The organism is Aerococcus sanguinicola, assembly GCF_008726925.1.
In the GTDB taxonomy this organism is placed as follows: Bacteria; Bacillota; Bacilli; order Lactobacillales; family Aerococcaceae; genus Aerococcus.
Map to the genome: position 1 here is coordinate 203,769 of NZ_VYWO01000002.1, position 15,395 is coordinate 219,163.

At 47.4% G+C, this 15,395-nt stretch carries 16 protein-coding genes; 14 read left to right on the top strand and 2 right to left on the bottom strand.

The features are described 5' to 3' along the window. Window positions 1-108 precede the first annotated feature (108 nt). From F6I03_RS05185 to F6I03_RS05210, 6 genes are all read left to right on the top strand, one after another. Entirely contained in the window at window positions 109-807 is a 699-nt protein-coding gene (locus F6I03_RS05185) for a hypothetical protein (protein ID WP_070431334.1), read from the top strand. A gap of 10 nt (window positions 808-817) precedes the next feature. Next, window positions 818-1,039 carry a DUF2829 domain-containing protein gene (locus F6I03_RS05190; RefSeq protein ID WP_070431335.1) on the top strand — a complete coding sequence of 74 codons (222 nt, stop codon included), beginning with the start codon at window positions 818-820 and terminating at the stop codon, window positions 1,037-1,039. Between the two features lies 1 nt (window position 1,040). Then, window positions 1,041-1,805, top strand: coding sequence for a 3-oxoacyl-ACP reductase (locus tag F6I03_RS05195; protein WP_070431336.1), 765 nt, complete (start codon window positions 1,041-1,043; stop codon window positions 1,803-1,805). 108 nt (window positions 1,806-1,913) lie between these two features. Continuing rightward, window positions 1,914-4,379, top strand: a complete 2,466-nt coding sequence (locus F6I03_RS05200) for a heavy metal translocating P-type ATPase (RefSeq protein ID WP_070431337.1) — start codon at window positions 1,914-1,916, stop codon at window positions 4,377-4,379. Beyond that, window positions 4,376-4,573: a heavy-metal-associated domain-containing protein gene (locus tag F6I03_RS05205; protein ID WP_070431338.1), complete on the top strand. Its 198-nt coding sequence runs from the start codon at window positions 4,376-4,378 to the stop codon at window positions 4,571-4,573. The genes F6I03_RS05200 and F6I03_RS05205 overlap by 4 nt, the downstream gene beginning before the upstream one ends. A gap of 172 nt (window positions 4,574-4,745) precedes the next feature. Then, complete coding sequence (locus tag F6I03_RS05210; protein ID WP_070431339.1) at window positions 4,746-5,657, top strand: TDT family transporter; 912 nt, start codon at window positions 4,746-4,748, stop codon at window positions 5,655-5,657. 87 nt (window positions 5,658-5,744) lie between these two features. Here F6I03_RS05210 and F6I03_RS05215 read toward each other — a convergent pair whose 3' ends face one another. Both F6I03_RS05215 and F6I03_RS05220 read right to left on the bottom strand, forming a co-directional pair. Further along, a complete protein-coding gene (locus F6I03_RS05215; RefSeq protein ID WP_141737871.1) occupies window positions 5,745-6,077 on the bottom strand; it encodes a hypothetical protein in 333 nt (110 codons plus the stop codon). A gap of 3 nt (window positions 6,078-6,080) precedes the next feature. Then, window positions 6,081-6,587: a glycine/sarcosine/betaine reductase selenoprotein B family protein gene (locus F6I03_RS05220; protein ID WP_083290603.1), complete on the bottom strand. Its 507-nt coding sequence runs from the start codon at window positions 6,585-6,587 to the stop codon at window positions 6,081-6,083. Between the two features lie 201 nt (window positions 6,588-6,788). Here F6I03_RS05220 and F6I03_RS05225 point away from each other — a divergent pair, with 201 nt between their 5' ends. The 8 genes from F6I03_RS05225 to F6I03_RS05260 all read left to right on the top strand — a co-directional run bounded on the left by F6I03_RS05225 (window position 6,789) and on the right by F6I03_RS05260 (window position 15,392). After that, a complete protein-coding gene (locus F6I03_RS05225) occupies window positions 6,789-7,832 on the top strand; it encodes a thiamine pyrophosphate-dependent enzyme (RefSeq protein ID WP_070698344.1) in 1,044 nt (347 codons plus the stop codon). Window positions 7,833-7,861: 29 nt separating this feature from the next. Continuing rightward, window positions 7,862-8,863, top strand: a complete 1,002-nt coding sequence (locus F6I03_RS05230) for an alpha-ketoacid dehydrogenase subunit beta (protein ID WP_070431342.1) — start codon at window positions 7,862-7,864, stop codon at window positions 8,861-8,863. Between the two features lie 16 nt (window positions 8,864-8,879). Further along, on the top strand, window positions 8,880-10,556 hold the full coding sequence (locus F6I03_RS05235; protein ID WP_070431343.1) for a 2-oxo acid dehydrogenase subunit E2: 1,677 nt from the start codon (window positions 8,880-8,882) through the stop codon (window positions 10,554-10,556). After that, complete coding sequence (locus tag F6I03_RS05240; RefSeq protein WP_070431344.1) at window positions 10,546-11,286, top strand: alpha/beta hydrolase; 741 nt, start codon at window positions 10,546-10,548, stop codon at window positions 11,284-11,286. Before F6I03_RS05235 ends, F6I03_RS05240 begins: the two co-directional genes overlap by 11 nt. Before the next feature lie 130 nt (window positions 11,287-11,416). Continuing rightward, the gene (locus F6I03_RS05245; protein ID WP_070431345.1) at window positions 11,417-12,163 is read left to right on the top strand and encodes a PepSY domain-containing protein; all 747 of its coding nucleotides are present in this window, start codon (window positions 11,417-11,419) and stop codon (window positions 12,161-12,163) included. Window positions 12,164-12,232: 69 nt separating this feature from the next. After that, window positions 12,233-13,192: a nucleoside hydrolase gene (locus F6I03_RS05250; protein ID WP_070431346.1), complete on the top strand. Its 960-nt coding sequence runs from the start codon at window positions 12,233-12,235 to the stop codon at window positions 13,190-13,192. A 251-nt stretch (window positions 13,193-13,443) separates the two neighbouring features. Beyond that, window positions 13,444-14,592, top strand: a complete 1,149-nt coding sequence (locus F6I03_RS05255; RefSeq protein ID WP_070431347.1) for an ArgE/DapE family deacylase — start codon at window positions 13,444-13,446, stop codon at window positions 14,590-14,592. Between the two features lie 74 nt (window positions 14,593-14,666). Further along, entirely contained in the window at window positions 14,667-15,392 is a 726-nt protein-coding gene (locus tag F6I03_RS05260) for a DUF5058 family protein (protein WP_070431348.1), read from the top strand. The last annotated feature ends 3 nt before the right edge of the window (window positions 15,393-15,395 follow it).

A 15,395-nucleotide genomic window follows, 5' to 3' on the forward strand; every position in this document is an offset into this window, starting at 1 on the left:
GCTTCTACCGAGAGTCATAAGGGGCTTTGTTTTAATTTTGTCTTTGAACTTGTTATAATGATAATATAAGTAAGCGCTATCGCATTTGTTAGAAAAGGAGAGATTCGGATGAAAATGTCAAAATTTGCTAGTAAGTTACTCTTAGCTTCCAGTGTCTTCCTCTTGGCGGCTTGTAGCCAGGATTCTGCACAGAATAATGAAGCGGGAACCGTTAGCCAGGCCGATACCACCAGTCAAGCTGGGGAGGCAGTAGCGGATAGCCAAGCCGACTCCAAGCAAAGTCAAGATGGCCAAGACGAAGCCTCTTCAGAGGATGCAAGTGATGCAAGTGGTGCTGAGGACGCCTCAAGCGACCAGGCTGCTGATGCTTCCGCTGATGAAGCTAAAGATGGGGAAGGCGTCACAGTTCAGGGCTCTGCCCAGGGCGATGACTACCCTTACGGTGTATCTGCTGAGAATGTTGGTGCAATCCGTTTCGTGATTCCTCATACGGTTGCTAATGCGCCACAAAATATTAACTTAGATAATAACGAAGGCTATGTGAATATCCCGGGCCAAGGGAACTTTGCCATGCAGATTAAGCAGGTACCAACCAAGACCATCCAAGTCTTCTCGGCCCAATTACCTGGTCAAATCCGTGACATTAAGGTCAATACCGTTGTCGAAGTCGATAATGACCAAGCGGACTTCCCTAAAGAATGGTACCTCTATTATAATGAACAAGGTGGCATTTCCCTAGCAGCCCCTAACTTTGCTGGGAATACCACAGCCGACCAAGCTAATACCATGCAAGAATATTTGAATTAGGAGAACTTGAATGACTTTTGAAGAAATTTTACCCCAATTAAAAGCTGGCGCCCGTATTATCCGGGAGGGTTGGTCTGGCGCCGAAGAGTATGTCTGCTATGTGTCAGGCCAGGAATATGAGGGCCGTCCCGTGACTCCTTATTTCTTGATTGCTGTCGCTGGTGAAGGCTTTAGTGTCTTCCAACCTACTGTTTGCGACCTCTTAGCTGAAGATTGGCGCCTGGTTGACTAAGATGGTATCTTTTCAGAGCTTTACCCAAGCCAAGCCACTTCGTCAGCCGCTCAAGGTCCTGGTAACGGGAGCGGCATCAGGCATTGGCCAGGCCCAAGCCCAGGCTTTTCTTGAGGCAGGGCACCAGATACTAGCGGTGGACCGGGCCCCCATGGATTGGCTGGCTCCTTCCTCCCAGGTGAGGACTTGCCAAGTTGACTTGAGCCAGCCTGAAGCCCAGGAAAGCATCAGTCAGCTTCTAGCAGAAGGGGGCGGTTTAGATGTCCTCTGCAATACAGCAGGGATCTTGGACGACTACCTGCCCCTAGCTGAAACGAGCTTGGACTGCTGGCAGGAGGTCTTTCAGACGAATGTGGATAGCCTCTTCTATGTGACCCAGGCGGCCTTGCCTTATCTGCTGGCGGCACCGAGTTCACGAGTGATTAATATGGCCTCCATTGCGGGTTTGACCGCTGGAGGTGGGGGTATTGCCTATACCGCAGCCAAGCATGCCATCGTCGGCTTTACCAAGCAGCTGGCCTATGACTACGCCAGCCAGGGGCTCCGAGCCAATGCGATCGCTCCGGGAGCGGTGGCTACGCCGATGAATGCTAAGGATTTCCAAGGCGAAGCAGAGCTCGCCCGCTGGGTAGCAGACCAAACGCCGACGAAACGCTGGGCTAATCCGGAAGAAATTGCGGCCTTGACCCTCTTTCTAGCCAGCGATGGGGCGGATTATATCCAGGGCGCTGTGATTCCAGTCGATGGCGGTTGGCTGATTCGCTAACCTAGTTTTAGAGGAATAAGTCCAAGGGGTTGACAAGTGTAGCTCAACCCCTTATACTTTAAGTGTAAGGTTTACAAATGTAGACGGAAAAGAAAGGAGCAGGATGAGATGACAAAAGCAAGTTACCCCATCACAGGTATGTCCTGTGCTTCCTGTGCCCAAACCATTGAACGCGCAGTCAGCGGGATGGATGCCGTTGATGAAGCCAATGTTAACTTAGCAACAGAGAAGTTGACGGTGACCTATGATGAAGGTCGCTTGAGTCCCCAAGACATTGCCGAAGAAGTTGAGGAGGCAGGCTACCACTTAGAATTAGCGGAGGAGAAGGAAACTTTCGCTATTACTGGGATGTCTTGTGCCTCTTGTGCCCAAACCATTGAAAAGGCGGTTTCAGCTTTAGATGGTGTGGAAGCCGCCAATGTGAACTTGGCGACGGAAGAGATGCAAGTGGCCTATGATAGGGACCAAGTTGCTTCTCAAGATATTGTTCAGGCCGTTGAGGAATCAGGCTACCAAGCCCAGACCAAGTCAACGGTTAAACGCGCAGACAAGAAAGAACAGAAGGATGCCCAAATCCAAGGGCTCTGGCGGCGTTTTGTTTGGTCAGCGATCTTTGCAGTTCCCCTGCTTTACTTAGCCATGGGGGATATGGTTGGCTTACCTATACCCAGCGCCTTAGATCCTATGGCCCATCCCTTGGCCTTCGCTTTTACCCAGCTGGCCCTCGTCCTTCCCGTTCTTATCTTGAACCGTGAATTCTTTACAACGGGCTACAAGGCTCTCTTTAAGGGCCACCCGAATATGGATTCCTTGGTTGCCTTGGGGACTAGTGCAGCCGTACTCTACAGTCTCTTTAGCACCTGGAAGATTAGCCAGGGGGATGCGTCCTATGCCATGCGTCTCTACTATGAATCTGCTGGGGTGATCCTTACCCTGATTACCCTGGGCCGGTATTTTGAGAATGTATCCAAGGGCAAGACCTCTGAAGCTATCCAGAAATTAATGGATCTAGCGCCGGAAACCGCTCGCTTGGTCCGCGATGGCCAAGTGGTTGAAGTAGGCGTTGACCAGCTTCAGCCTGGCGATATCTTACAAGTTCGTCCAGGGGATAAGATCCCAGTTGATGGTGAGATTATCAAGGGCCAATCTGCTGTGGACGAATCGATGATTACGGGTGAATCCATGCCTGTTGATAAAAAGGTCGGCGATTCCGTCGTTGGGGCTTCGATCAATAGCAATGGGAGCTTCCAAATGAAGGCCAGCAAGGTGGGCGAAGATACGAGCTTGGCCCAGATTGTCCGCCTAGTAGAAGAAGCTCAAGGGTCTAAGGCACCCATTGCGCGGCTAGCAGACAAGGTATCCGGTGTCTTTGTACCGGTTGTGATTGTCCTAGCTGTTGTTTCAGCCTTAGCCTGGTGGTTAATTGGTGGGGAGTCCTGGAACTTCGCCATCACCATCCTCGTATCTGTCCTAATTATTGCTTGTCCCTGTGCGCTCGGTCTCGCCACGCCAACGGCTATCATGGTGGGTACCGGTAAGGGGGCAGAGAATGGTGTCCTCTTCAAGAGTGGGGATGCCCTTGAAACAGCCCAAGAAGTGACGACGATTGTCTTCGATAAGACAGGGACGATTACAGAAGGTAAGCCGGTCTTGACTGACTTAGAGACTTATAGTGAACTGAGCTCAGAGGAAGTCCTCCGCTTGAGCGCTTCAGCTGAGCAAGGTTCTGAACACCCGCTTGCCCAAGCGATTATTGAGGGAGCGCAAGATGCTAACTTAGACTTGGAAGAGAGCGATGACTTCGAGGCCTTGAGCGGCCGTGGTATCCGCGTTCGTCTGTCAGGTCAGAGCCTGTACTTGGGCAATGCCCAACTGATGGCAGACCAAGGGATTGATATTAAAGTAGCGGAAGAACAAATGGATCGTTTGGCTGCTGAAGGCAAGACCCCTATGCTGCTGGGACGGGACCGCGAGCTCTTGGGCCTAGTGGCGGTGGCCGATACTGTCAAGGAAGATAGTCAAGCGGCCATCCAAGCCCTTCATGAGATGGGGCTGAAAGTCGTGATGCTAACGGGGGATAACCGTCGGACAGCTGAAGCCATTGGCCGCCAGGTGGGTATTGACCAAGTGATTAGTGAGGTCCTACCCGAAGACAAGGCCCGCCAAGTAGCTAAACTCCAAGACCAGGACCACAAAGTCGCCATGGTAGGGGATGGGATCAATGATGCCCCTGCCTTAGCCCAAGCGGATGTCGGGATTGCTATTGGCTCAGGGACTGATGTCGCAATTGAATCCGCAGATATTGTCCTCATGCAGTCTAGTCTGTTGGATGTTCCAACCAGTATAGAATTGAGTCGGGCAACCATTAAGAATATTAAGGAGAACCTCTTCTGGGCCTTTGCCTATAATGTCTTAGGGATTCCAGTTGCTATGGGCCTCCTCCATATCTTCGGTGGGCCCCTCCTCAACCCTATGATCGCTGGGGCAGCGATGAGCTTTAGCTCGATTTCTGTCCTCTTGAATGCCCTTCGTTTGAAAGGCTTTAAACCATCCAGTCAGGAGGTGAAAGCATGACCAAGACTTATCAAGTATCCGGCCTCAAGTGCCAAGGCTGTAAGGAGAATGTCGAACAAGCACTCAGCCAAGTTTTCGGTGTGGAAAGCGCCGAAGTCGACCTCGACCAAAAGCAAGTCACCGTTAGCGGGGACTATGAACTAGCAGATCTGAAAGAGGCCCTAGCTGGAACGAATTACCAGTTGGAAGTATAAGTGAATTTAATGACAAGCCAAGCGAGATGTTTTCTTCGCTTGGCTTTTTTTATGGAAACTTTTCAAAAGATTGGATACAATGTGCATATAAATGATAGAAAATACCGGTTTGTGATTCGCTTCGTTTATTGCTATAATTCGATAAACAAAGATATTTTTAGGAGGAGCTATTATGACCTATTTAAAAAGACAACCCTTTGCAATGTCGGGGTTGATTCTGGCTTTGGCCACCTTGGGTAATTTACTGCAGTCTTATGGAACGGGCTTACGTCTTGTTTTAGGAGCCTTTGCTTGGATTCTATTTATTCTCTATACGGTGAATTTATTTCTTAGTTTTTCTAGCTTAAAAGAAGAAATGCAAGCCCCACTACCAGCTTCTGTCTTTCCTACTTATCCAATGGCTTTGATGATACTGTCAACTTATTTAAACCCGTTATTGAAGCTGCCTCTTGGCTTGGCTGAAGGCATTTGGTATTTTGCTCTGATTTTTAATTTATTATTAGCAGGACTTTATATAATTCGCTACCTTCCCCAGCGCAAGATGACAGTGGTTTTCCCCTCTTGGGGGGTTATCTTTGTGGGCTTTGTGGTGGCTAGTGTCACTGCGCCGGTCTATGGTAATTTTCTTTTGGGACAAATTTTATTTTGGTTAGGCCTCTTAGGAGGCGTTGCTGTAATGCCCTTTATGCTTTACCGGGTTTATATCATGCGCGATTTGCCGAAGCCAGCACAAATGACAACGGCTATTCTATGTGCCCCATTCTCTCTGCTAGTAGCAGGATATGTTAATAGTTTTAAAACGCCCTCGCAAGCCTTGTTAGCTTTCTTACTTATTCTTGCCCAATTGCTCTATTTTACTGTTCTGGCCCAACTCCCTCGGCTACTGCGCTTGGGTTTCTTCCCGACTTCTGCGGGTCTAACCTTTCCCTTGGTCGTTTCAGCCCTATCTTTGAAATTGGCGCTCCCAGTTTTAGGTTGGCAACTAGCAGGGACGAATCTTTTGCTTCTTGTGGAAACAGTCTTAGCAATAGGGATTGTTGCTTATGTCCTTTATGGTTATGCCAAACTGATCTTTAAATCCTAGTTACTAATTAAAATATCAAGTCAAAAAGGCACTGGCTAAGCCCTCTGGTGGAGAGGGCAGCCAGTGCCTTTTCTTTATGGATTTTTTTTATAAGGCTCTCGGATTTTTAATAATAATTGGTTGGGGATCCTCAACCTGGTCAGGAAGGACTAAACCTGTATGGTCTTTCCAGACATAGGGTGGATAGTAGATCAATTCCCCGCCACCGGTTCTAGCAAATTCAAGAGCTTCATGAGCAATCACTTCATGCATGTGATAGTCGTAAGCACTAGAGAAGGTTTCTCCGAGTGGGGCGTCGACAATGTACATGCGTGGTGGACGAATCCGTTCAGCAATATGAGGGAAGTGCCCAACTAGAACTGTTCGGATGCCACGGCTTTCGATTTCTCGAGCGACCAATCCCACGGACTGGTGACACATAAATCAGCCAGGCGAGAGTAGGACGAGGTCTACTTGGTTCTCCTCGAGTGTTTCTGCAATCTGCTTGGCGGTCACTTCAATCAGCACATCAACGCGGGGAACATGTCCCATCCAAGAAATATTGACTGGAGAAACCTCACCGATAATATTTTTCTCAGCCATCTTACGAAGGGTCTTCAGAGGATAGACCACATCGAGGTCACGGTGGGCTGCTTGGTTAGGATAGCGCACGTGGGTAATCGTTAAATCACTGTAGTCCACATCTCCTGGGATGATACGGTATGACGAATCACCTGTAAGAATAAAGGGCTTATCCGTTCTCAAATGAACCCCCGTTGAAGCTGCAATGGCTACACGAAGATCAGAAAGAGGTTTGTCGATCACGGGTGCAATCTGTGGGGGCTCTTTCCAGGTAAGAGTCATGGCTTCTAAATTATGAGACTTTTTAGTCTGTGCCTCAATGGTCTGCCGGTCATGGTTGGTAGGCATGGTTGAATCAATATGTTTCATACGATCACCTCCTATAAACAATATTTCACATACTAGGGTTAGTATAGACGAACGGGGGATAAGAGTCAATTAAAGCTTTTTTGTTTATTAGGCAAAAAAATGAATATTTGCTATAATGTGAATGACTTACACAAGTGTTGCTTTGATATAGAAAAGGGTGGCAGTAATATGAATCAGCTTGAAATAGGAAAAAAATCGATTTTGAATCTAGATCAGTTACAAGTTATCGCTGAGCAATTTCCTCTTTTACAGGCAATTGATAAAGATGGCGAAGTCGTTAATGCGGAATTATTATCTGATTTAACAGATGACCAGCTGCTTGAATTGATGCGGCGCATGGTCTTTGCCCGCGCTTTCGATGAACAAACTAATTCTTATTCCCAACAAGGACGCATGGGCTTTTACGCTCCCTCAAAGGGGCAGGAAGCTGCTATGATCGCAAGCCACTTTGCTTTTGCTAAAGAAGATTTTCTCTTTGGCTCTTACCGCGATATGCCCCAATTATTAATGCATGGGGCTTCCGTTGCAGATATTTATAATTGGTCCAAGGGGCACGTCAACGGGTCAACTTTTATCTATGATAAAGGGATCCAGGCTGCCCTGCCGCAAATCATTATTGGAGCTCAATTGGTTCAAGCCCAGGGCAATGCTTTAGGGCAAAAATTAAATGCTTCTCCCCAAGTCACCTTTACCTATATTGGAGATGGTGGCACGTCGCAAGGCGATAGCTATGAAGCGATGAATTTTGCTGGAGTTTACCAAAGTCCTTTAATTATCTTTATTCAAAATAATGGCTACGCCATCTCAACGCCTCTGGATCAACAGACCCAGGCCCAGACCCTTGCCCAAAAGGCGGTAGCTGCTGGGATACCAGGCGTCCGTGTAGATGGCAATGATGCTTTAGCGACTTATTGTGTTGCCAAAGAAGCCCGTAACTATGCGGCATCAGGTAATGGGCCAGTGGTCGTAGAATTAGTAACCAACCGCATGGAGCCGCATTCGACCATGGGGGATGACCCAATGCGCTACCGTGACCAGGCCTCGCTTGACTATTGGCAAGCGAGAGACCCTCTCTCTCGTTACGGCCAGTATTTATCGCAGAAGGGCCTATATTCCAAAGAAACAGAAGAAAAATTCTATGAAGACGCATTGGAAACGATCAAGCAAGGAATGGCAGAGAGTGAAGCAACAGAGCCGATGCGCTTAGAGGATAGCTTTGCTTGGCAATATCCACAATCTAATTAGCTGTTAACCTGAAGAGAGAGGAGCGACTTATGTATAATCGAAAGAATCCTGAAGCAGGAAATAATTTAACCATGGTTAAAGCAATCAACCAGGCCCTGGAACTTGAGATGGCCCAGGATGACCGGGTTATTCTGTTTGGCCAAGATGTAGGTAAGAATGGTGGCGTATTCCGAGCAACGGAAGGTCTGCAAGAGAAATTTGGTAAGCAACGGGTATTAGACACGCCCTTAGCAGAATCTGGGATATCAGGTATGGCGATTGGACTAGCTTACCAAGGCTTTCGTCCAGTCATCGAAATTCAATTTTTAGGCTTTATTTTTGAAACGATGGATAGTATCAATCAAATGGCCAGAGCTTCTTATCGAACAGCTGGCCACCTCAAAATGCCAGTGGTCCTTCGCGCCCCCTTTGGCGGAGGTGTCGGCACCCCGGAATTCCATCCAGATAACTTTGAAGGCTTGCTTGCCCAATTTCCAGGGTTGAAAGTAGTCATTCCGTCTTCTGCTATCGATGCGAAAGGCTTACTCACAGCAGCAATTCGAGATGATGGTCCCGTTATCTTCTTAGAACACATGCTCTTATACCGGTCCTTCCGGGAGAAAGTACCTGAGGAAAGTTATAGTTTGGCTCTTGACCAAGCTAATTGCTTATGTGAAGGCGAAGATTTAACCTTGGTGACTTATGGTGCTATGGTCCGGATGGCTAAGGAAGCTGTTGAACGAGCAGCTGCTGAAGGGATTAGGGTCGAACTTATTGATTTAAGAAGTGTCCATCCAATTGATTATGACACCATACTCCAGTCTGTCAAAAAGACCCAGCACTTGCTAGTCGTTCAAGAAGCCCAAGGAATTGCTGGTGTGGGGAACCGGATTGTTTCAGAGATGGCTCGACGAGCTTTCTATGACTTATTAAGCCCAATTGGGTTTTTATCCGCTCCCAATACGTCTTTCCCTTATAAGCAAATTGAAAGCGACTGGCTGCCAGATTGTGACGATATTGTAGAAGCAATCAAAACAACATTAAACGGATAAAAGAGAGGAATAATTTATGGCATTTTTAGTGAAACTTCCGCCCCTAGGTGAGGGTATTTTTGAAGCACAAATGGTTGCCGTCCATAAACAGGTGGGCGATCATATCAAAGAAGGTGACGTGATTGCTGAAATGGAGACCGATAAGGCAACGGGTGCTTTGGCTTCTCCGGTTGAGGGCGTGATTAAAGAGTATTACATCGAATTAGGTGACTATATTTTCCGTAACGAAAAAGTTCTCTTAATTGATGATGGGCATGCTGAATTGAGAACAGGGGCCGGTGGAGATGCTGGACGTGTAAGTGAGGATGGGAAAATCGTTGCTGCTCCAAGTGATGAGAAGTTAGCCCAAGATCCGTCCAATGCTAGCGCTGAAGCTCCAGTCCAACCAGAAGCAGGAAAAGAAGATAATAAGCAAGTGGTGCAGGAGGATGAAAGCGCTCCTTCAGAAGACCCTAAGCCGGTAGAGACGGCTGATGATGGCGACTACTTAATTGTGGAAAAAACCGGTTCTGCCGCGGAGATTTTCCAGCGCTTATACGGTCAACAACCACAAGAAAAAGTGCAAGCCCCCAAAGCCGATATGAACTTTATGGCAGAACAGGGGCAGGCCCAACAAGGGGAACCGAAAGCTGCTAGTCAACGCAAACACCGCTATTTAGATCCTTTACAGAGTAATTTTATGCATTCGGAAGATGGCAGCCAGCCTATACCTGTCCATATCGCTAATGAATTGCCTAAAGAAGAATTAGAAAGCAGGGCCGAAAAGGTTAAGGCGGCTCCTGCTGTTCGTCAATATGCAGTGGATAACCATTTAGATTTGTCGCTGATCCCAGCCAATGACCAGGGGATTGTGACTAAGGAAATGGTAGATATGGCACTTAGCCATGCGGTAGGTGAACGGGAGTGGAATTACCGCTGGATCAATGAATTAGATCCGGGTTATTGGACCCACCGTCCAGAAGAAGAGCAGGGCCGTGAAGAAACCTATATCCGCAAGTATAATGCGTCGCGCTTTGAGATGACCCACCACAAGGTCCCACCTTTCTCCGTTCAAGTCAAAGTCGATATGACCGAATTAGGAAGTTATCTTAAAATTCAGAAAGGTGAACGCTTAGGCAAGCAAGACTATCTTCCCTATTTTATTAAAGCTTTATGTATTGCGGCCCACCGCTATCCCGAACTGAATGCGAGTATTGATGACGTTGTGTCTGTCTTCCGCTTTAAGTCTTATGTTAATGTTGGGATTGAAATGAATACCGTCCAGGGCCTGTTCACTCCTGTGGTGAAGGATGCTCAGGCTATGACTCTCTACCAAATCGAAAAGCGCTTAGCTGAATTGGAAGATGAAGTCAAAAAAGAACGGATCTTCAACTATGAAACGAACTCTGAAGCGACGATTACTTTAACGGATCTTTCGGAATATGGGCCAGTAGATAGTTTTGTCCCAATCGTTCACTATCCTGAGGCTGCTATTTTGGGCTTGGGAGCCAGCCAGGAGGAGGTTGTCGTTAAGGAGGGAGAAATGCTTATCCGCCCCATGAAGCCGATGACCTTGGTTGTGGATGCTCGGATTGTAACCCGCGATAAGATTGTCCGCATTTCTAATTTTATTAAAGATATGATTGAGCAACCGAGTCTTCTTTTCCAGATGGAGGAAGAGTTATTAGAGGGAGATCATTCAAATGACGCATAAGGGGTCATCCTACTGGCCAGGTCAAGCTAATAAACCAGCTCTTTTGCTTATGCACTCTCTAGGAGATAGCCCTGAGAAAGTAGAGCCCCTAGCTGAAAACTTACATGCAGAGGGCTATCCTATTTTCCTCCTATCGTATCGAAGTCACCAACAGGGGGATTTAAGTGCGATTTTAACGGCTCCCTTGTCGACCTATTTAGAGGATGCTCGTGCTGCAATGAAGACCTTACAAGCTAAGGGGCATCAGAAGATTATCGTCGGCGGCCTATCTATTGGAGCCTTCCTAGCGCTTGCTTTAGCTTGTGAATGCGATCAAGTAGCAGCTGTCATTAGCCTGTCTTGCCCCATTTTGACGGATCTCAGACAGACTAAAATCCCCTATTTTATGCGTCAAAGCTATTATCGGTCACTTGACCGTGAGCCAACAGCCTCTGACCGTAATCAAGCGGAAAAGCTTTTTGCTCAATTTGATGAGGTCTTGAGTGGGATGAATCAGTGGATGGAGGATAACTTTGAAGCCCTAGCAGCGATCAAGCAAGCCGTTTTTATTGGGCATGGCCAAGCGGATGAAGTGGTGCCTGTCCAGCTAGCAGAGCGTTTATCCCGCTTATTAGCAGCTGAAGGAAATCCCCACTTGCATCTCTATCCCCAGGCTGACCATTATTTAAGTGGTGAGCTCGTACAAGAGCGCCTGTCTGAAGATATTCTTGCTTTTCTAGATGCCTTGTAAGCTCTGCTCTCTTGACTAGCTTGTTTCTCTTGTCTTGACCTTGCTATGAAGGCCTTTTACATGCTTCTTAAGGACGGATGTGCTAAGCTAGGGGTATGACATGTGAGATGCTTTTAAGGAGGAATATCGAATGAAAAAATGGATAAAACTGACGTCAACAGCTCTGATCGCTTCAACTTTACTCGTGGCTTGCCAGGCCCAACCGAGTGAAGAAGCGAAGCGGGTAGATCCTCTAAGTCAGGAAGAATCCCAAGCAGAGAGCCAAGGGCAAGAAACAAAGTCTGACGCAACTTCCAATTCGGAGGGCGCGGATCAATCTAGCCATAAGGAAAGTGCTAAGGCTGACCAAGACAACCAAGATGATCAAGACGACCAAGATGATCAAGCAGCAAGCAGTCGCCGATCTTCTTCCAGTCGCTCTCGGTCTGACCGCCGCGGGGCCAAGGTTGATGTGGCTGCCATTTCTAAAGACTTAGAAGAAGCAGTGGCCAACTTCGAAGACCAATTCCCTGGGGCTGAGTTGACCAGTATTGAAGTGGAGAGCGAAGGCCAAACTCGCTTTGAGATTGAAGGGGAAGATGATGAGAAAGAATATAGCCTAAGCCTGGGTGAAGACCTGGCTATGGTTGAGAAAAAAGAAGAACTAGGGAGTGCCAATAATCCTGAAGACGGCTTCCAATTAGACCAAGTGATTAGTCTGGAAGAAGCTACGGAGATTGCCCTCAAAGAAGCTGATGCTAAGACAGCTAAGCAGTGGGAATTAGAACGCGATAGCGATGGCAAGCTCTACTGGAAGGTAGAATTGCGCGATGGTCGCCAAAACAAGGGTGAAGTGAAGATTGATGCAGAATCTGGAGAAGTAGTCGCCTACGACTAGGACGAGCTTCCTAATATTGAGTCGCTGAACAGGCCTCTTAGCCTAAGCTATAAACAAGGAGCAAGAATCATGACGAAAAAAATTATTCTCGATTTGGATACAGGCATCGATGACGCCCTGGCTATTGCCTATGCCGTAGCCTCCAAAGAAGTTGAACTGATTGGCATTACAGGAACTTACGGTAATGTCTTGATGGCGGATGGCCTCCGCAATGCCTTAAAGCTCTTGGATCTATTTGGCCAGGACCAGGTCCCCGTCTTCCCTGGTCTCAGTCACGCGAGCGATAAGACCGATTTTGAAGTCTTAGAGGTTTCAGCCTTGATCCATGGAGAGGATGGCATCGGTAATGTGGCTTTAGCGAATTCGTCCCGCCAGCCTAGCCAAGAATCAGCGGTTGATTTTATCTTATCAGCCTGTGAGAAATATGGGGAAGACTTAATCATTGTGGCGACAGGCCCTATGACCAATCTGGATGCTGCGCTGTCCCGGGATGAAGCGGCCCTCAAGAAGGCGGGCAAGATTGTTATTATGGGGGGAGCTTTGACGGTTTGTGGTAATGTGACCCCTTATACAGAGGCTAATATTAACCAAGACCCAGCCGCTGCTGACCGCTTGTTTAGAAGCGGGGTCCATGTGACCATGGTAGGTTTAGATGTGACCCTCCGCACCCTCTTGACTTACGAGGATACGGCTAAGTGGCGCAACTTGGGCACCGAGGCAGGCCGTGCCTTGGCAGATATTGTGGATTACTATATCAAGGCCTATGAAATTACCTCGCCCCATCTTAAGGGCTGTGCCCTCCATGATCCCTTGGCTGTCGCCGTAGCTGTCCAAGAAGACTTGGTGGACTACCTGCCCCTCAATATGAAGGTTGAGACGGAAGGAGCTAGTCGTGGACGTACCATTGGGGACAATGAACGTTTGAATGATCCGGAGCCCACCATGTCAGCTGCTATCCAGGTAGATACGGACCGCTTCTTAGATGAATTTATGACTCGGATCACCGCTATGTTAGCCGAACAAGCCTAAAAGACAAGATTATATGAGTGTGCTCCAAAAGTCAGTCCTGACTTTTGGAGCACTTTTTTAAAGAATAATTCGTATTTTATAAAGAGGCCGGGGCTTTTGTCCCAGCCTCTTCTTTTCTTCCATGGAATGTCAGATAAGTTAACGTAAAAAGAACTAATAATTGCAAAAAGCACCAAAATCAGATAAAATATAAGTAGCTTTTAATCTTTTTTTGATACAATATATGACATTTACTGAAAGAGGTAGATTTTATGAATAAAGACGAACGCATTAAAGTCTTACAAGACATTATTCAGATCCCAAGTGAAAATGACCATGAAGGAGAAGTGGCTCAGTATATTGCCGAGCTCTTGAATGACTATGGCATTGATAGCCAATTGGTTGAATATGCACCAGGCCGAAGCAGCTTAGTGGCTGAAATTAAGGGTCAGGAAGATGGCAAGGTCCTCGTTTATAGCGGGCACTTAGATGTGGTGTCTGCAGGCGACCATGAGGAATGGAGCCATGATCCCTTTGGCGCTGAGATTGTCGACGGCAAGATGTATGGCCGTGGAACAACTGATATGAAGTCCGGCTTAGCGGCGATTGTTATTGCTTTAATTGAATTGAAGGAAGCCCAAGCTGACCTCAAGGGAACCTTGCGCTTAGCCTTAACAGTAGGGGAAGAAATCGGCATGTTAGGTTCTGAACAATTAGTGGATGAAGGTTACCTCGATGATGCGGACGCCTTCTTGATTGCTGAACCTAGTGGCAATGAAGCTATTATCAATGCTCATAAAGGCTCCATCCAGTATGAAGTGATCGCTCATGGTGAGAGTGCCCATAGTTCCATGCCTGAAGAGGGGATCGACGCCATCCAACTCTTGGTGGACTACATTAATATCATGAATGAGAAATTTGACCAGGCCTTCAATACAGATGAAGCTTACAATGACCAATTGGGCCGGTCGCTCAACGTGAACACGGTGATTGAAGCCGGAACCCAGATCAATAGTGTGGCAAGCAAGGCCAAGATGAAGGCCAATACCCGGGTAGTGCCAGAAGCCGGTAATGACTTAGTGGTTAAAATGATGCAAGATACCATGGATGAATTGAATGAGAAGAGTGACGGCCGCTTGGAATTGAATCTCTTACAAAACAATCCTGCTGCCGAATCTCGGCCTGACAATGACTTGGTTAAGGCCATCCAAGCTTCGGCCGATTGGGAAGTGGGCACCCAAACCCTAGCTGGGGCAACAGATGCCTCTAACTTTGGTCGGATTAGTGATGATTATGACCTGGCTGTCTTTGGCCCAGGTGAAACCGCTCGTGCCCATAAACTCGATGAGTATGTTGAAGTGGCTGACTATCTGAAGTTTATTGACCTTTATATCGAAACAGCCAAAACTTACTTGGCCTAAGCCAAGCTATCAAAAAACTAGAGGGGACTAGGACTGGCTCCTAGCCTCCTTTTTTATCAAAGGAGATGAAAATAATGAGTGACTATTTAAAGGTAGCCAATAGTCCGGTGGTCTTTGCCCTCTGTGCCTTGGTTATTCTAATTGTTGTCATCCAATCTTTGCTCTTTATCCGTAAAGCTTGGAAGCGAGGACTGGAACTTGACATGGAGAAAGAGGTATTGAAGCGGGCCATGACCAATAGTGCCCTCTTATCGATCGTGCCTTCTCTCCCCATCATCGTGATGATGCTGGCTCTCTCGGTGCCCTTGGGGAAATACTTCCCTTGGCTCCGCCTATCCATTGTTGGGTCAGCTGTCTATGAGGGGTCGGCGGCTAATATTGCAGCTCAGAGCCAGGGCCTGACGGATATTTCCGATCCTGGTTTAACGCCCAAGATTTATGTCATTATCATGTTTGTTATGACGATTGGGATTATCTGGGGGATTCTCTTTAACATCCTCTTCATGGGTCAGCTGGATAAGATGTCTCAGAAGATGCGGGAGAATCCGAAGAGTAAGGCTTTCGTGGGGATCTTCTCAGCCGCTCTCTTTACCGCCATGCTGATTACCTTGTCTACCCCTTATGTCGCTAACGTGGCTAACATTTCGTCGATTATCGCTTTTGCAGCAGCGGGGCTGTGTACCCTGGTTCTCAATGCTTTATCTAAGCGTTACGACCAGCGACTCTTGCGTGATTTTTCCATGCCGATTTCTCTGATCGTAGGAATGCTAGCTGTCATCGTCTATGCTAATGTCTTCTAGGAG

What these genes read in the sequence shown, in the direction of transcription:
- F6I03_RS05185 (WP_070431334.1), top strand. Translation starts at nt 109, where the DNA reads ATGAAAATGTCAAAATTTGCTAGTAAGTTACTCTTAGCTTCCAGTGTC.
- F6I03_RS05190 (WP_070431335.1), top strand. Translation starts at nt 818, where the DNA reads ATGACTTTTGAAGAAATTTTACCCCAATTAAAAGCTGGCGCCCGTATT.
- F6I03_RS05195 (WP_070431336.1), top strand. Translation starts at nt 1,041, where the DNA reads ATGGTATCTTTTCAGAGCTTTACCCAAGCCAAGCCACTTCGTCAGCCG.
- F6I03_RS05200 (WP_070431337.1), top strand. Translation starts at nt 1,914, where the DNA reads ATGACAAAAGCAAGTTACCCCATCACAGGTATGTCCTGTGCTTCCTGT.
- F6I03_RS05205 (WP_070431338.1), top strand. Translation starts at nt 4,376, where the DNA reads ATGACCAAGACTTATCAAGTATCCGGCCTCAAGTGCCAAGGCTGTAAG.
- F6I03_RS05210 (WP_070431339.1), top strand. Translation starts at nt 4,746, where the DNA reads ATGACCTATTTAAAAAGACAACCCTTTGCAATGTCGGGGTTGATTCTG.
- F6I03_RS05215 (WP_141737871.1), bottom strand. Translation starts at nt 6,077, where the DNA reads ATGTGTCACCAGTCCGTGGGATTGGTCGCTCGAGAAATCGAAAGCCGT.
- F6I03_RS05220 (WP_083290603.1), bottom strand. Translation starts at nt 6,587, where the DNA reads ATGAAACATATTGATTCAACCATGCCTACCAACCATGACCGGCAGACC.
- F6I03_RS05230 (WP_070431342.1), top strand. Translation starts at nt 7,862, where the DNA reads ATGTATAATCGAAAGAATCCTGAAGCAGGAAATAATTTAACCATGGTT.
- F6I03_RS05235 (WP_070431343.1), top strand. Translation starts at nt 8,880, where the DNA reads ATGGCATTTTTAGTGAAACTTCCGCCCCTAGGTGAGGGTATTTTTGAA.
- F6I03_RS05240 (WP_070431344.1), top strand. Translation starts at nt 10,546, where the DNA reads ATGACGCATAAGGGGTCATCCTACTGGCCAGGTCAAGCTAATAAACCA.
- F6I03_RS05245 (WP_070431345.1), top strand. Translation starts at nt 11,417, where the DNA reads ATGAAAAAATGGATAAAACTGACGTCAACAGCTCTGATCGCTTCAACT.
- F6I03_RS05250 (WP_070431346.1), top strand. Translation starts at nt 12,233, where the DNA reads ATGACGAAAAAAATTATTCTCGATTTGGATACAGGCATCGATGACGCC.
- F6I03_RS05255 (WP_070431347.1), top strand. Translation starts at nt 13,444, where the DNA reads ATGAATAAAGACGAACGCATTAAAGTCTTACAAGACATTATTCAGATC.
- F6I03_RS05260 (WP_070431348.1), top strand. Translation starts at nt 14,667, where the DNA reads ATGAGTGACTATTTAAAGGTAGCCAATAGTCCGGTGGTCTTTGCCCTC.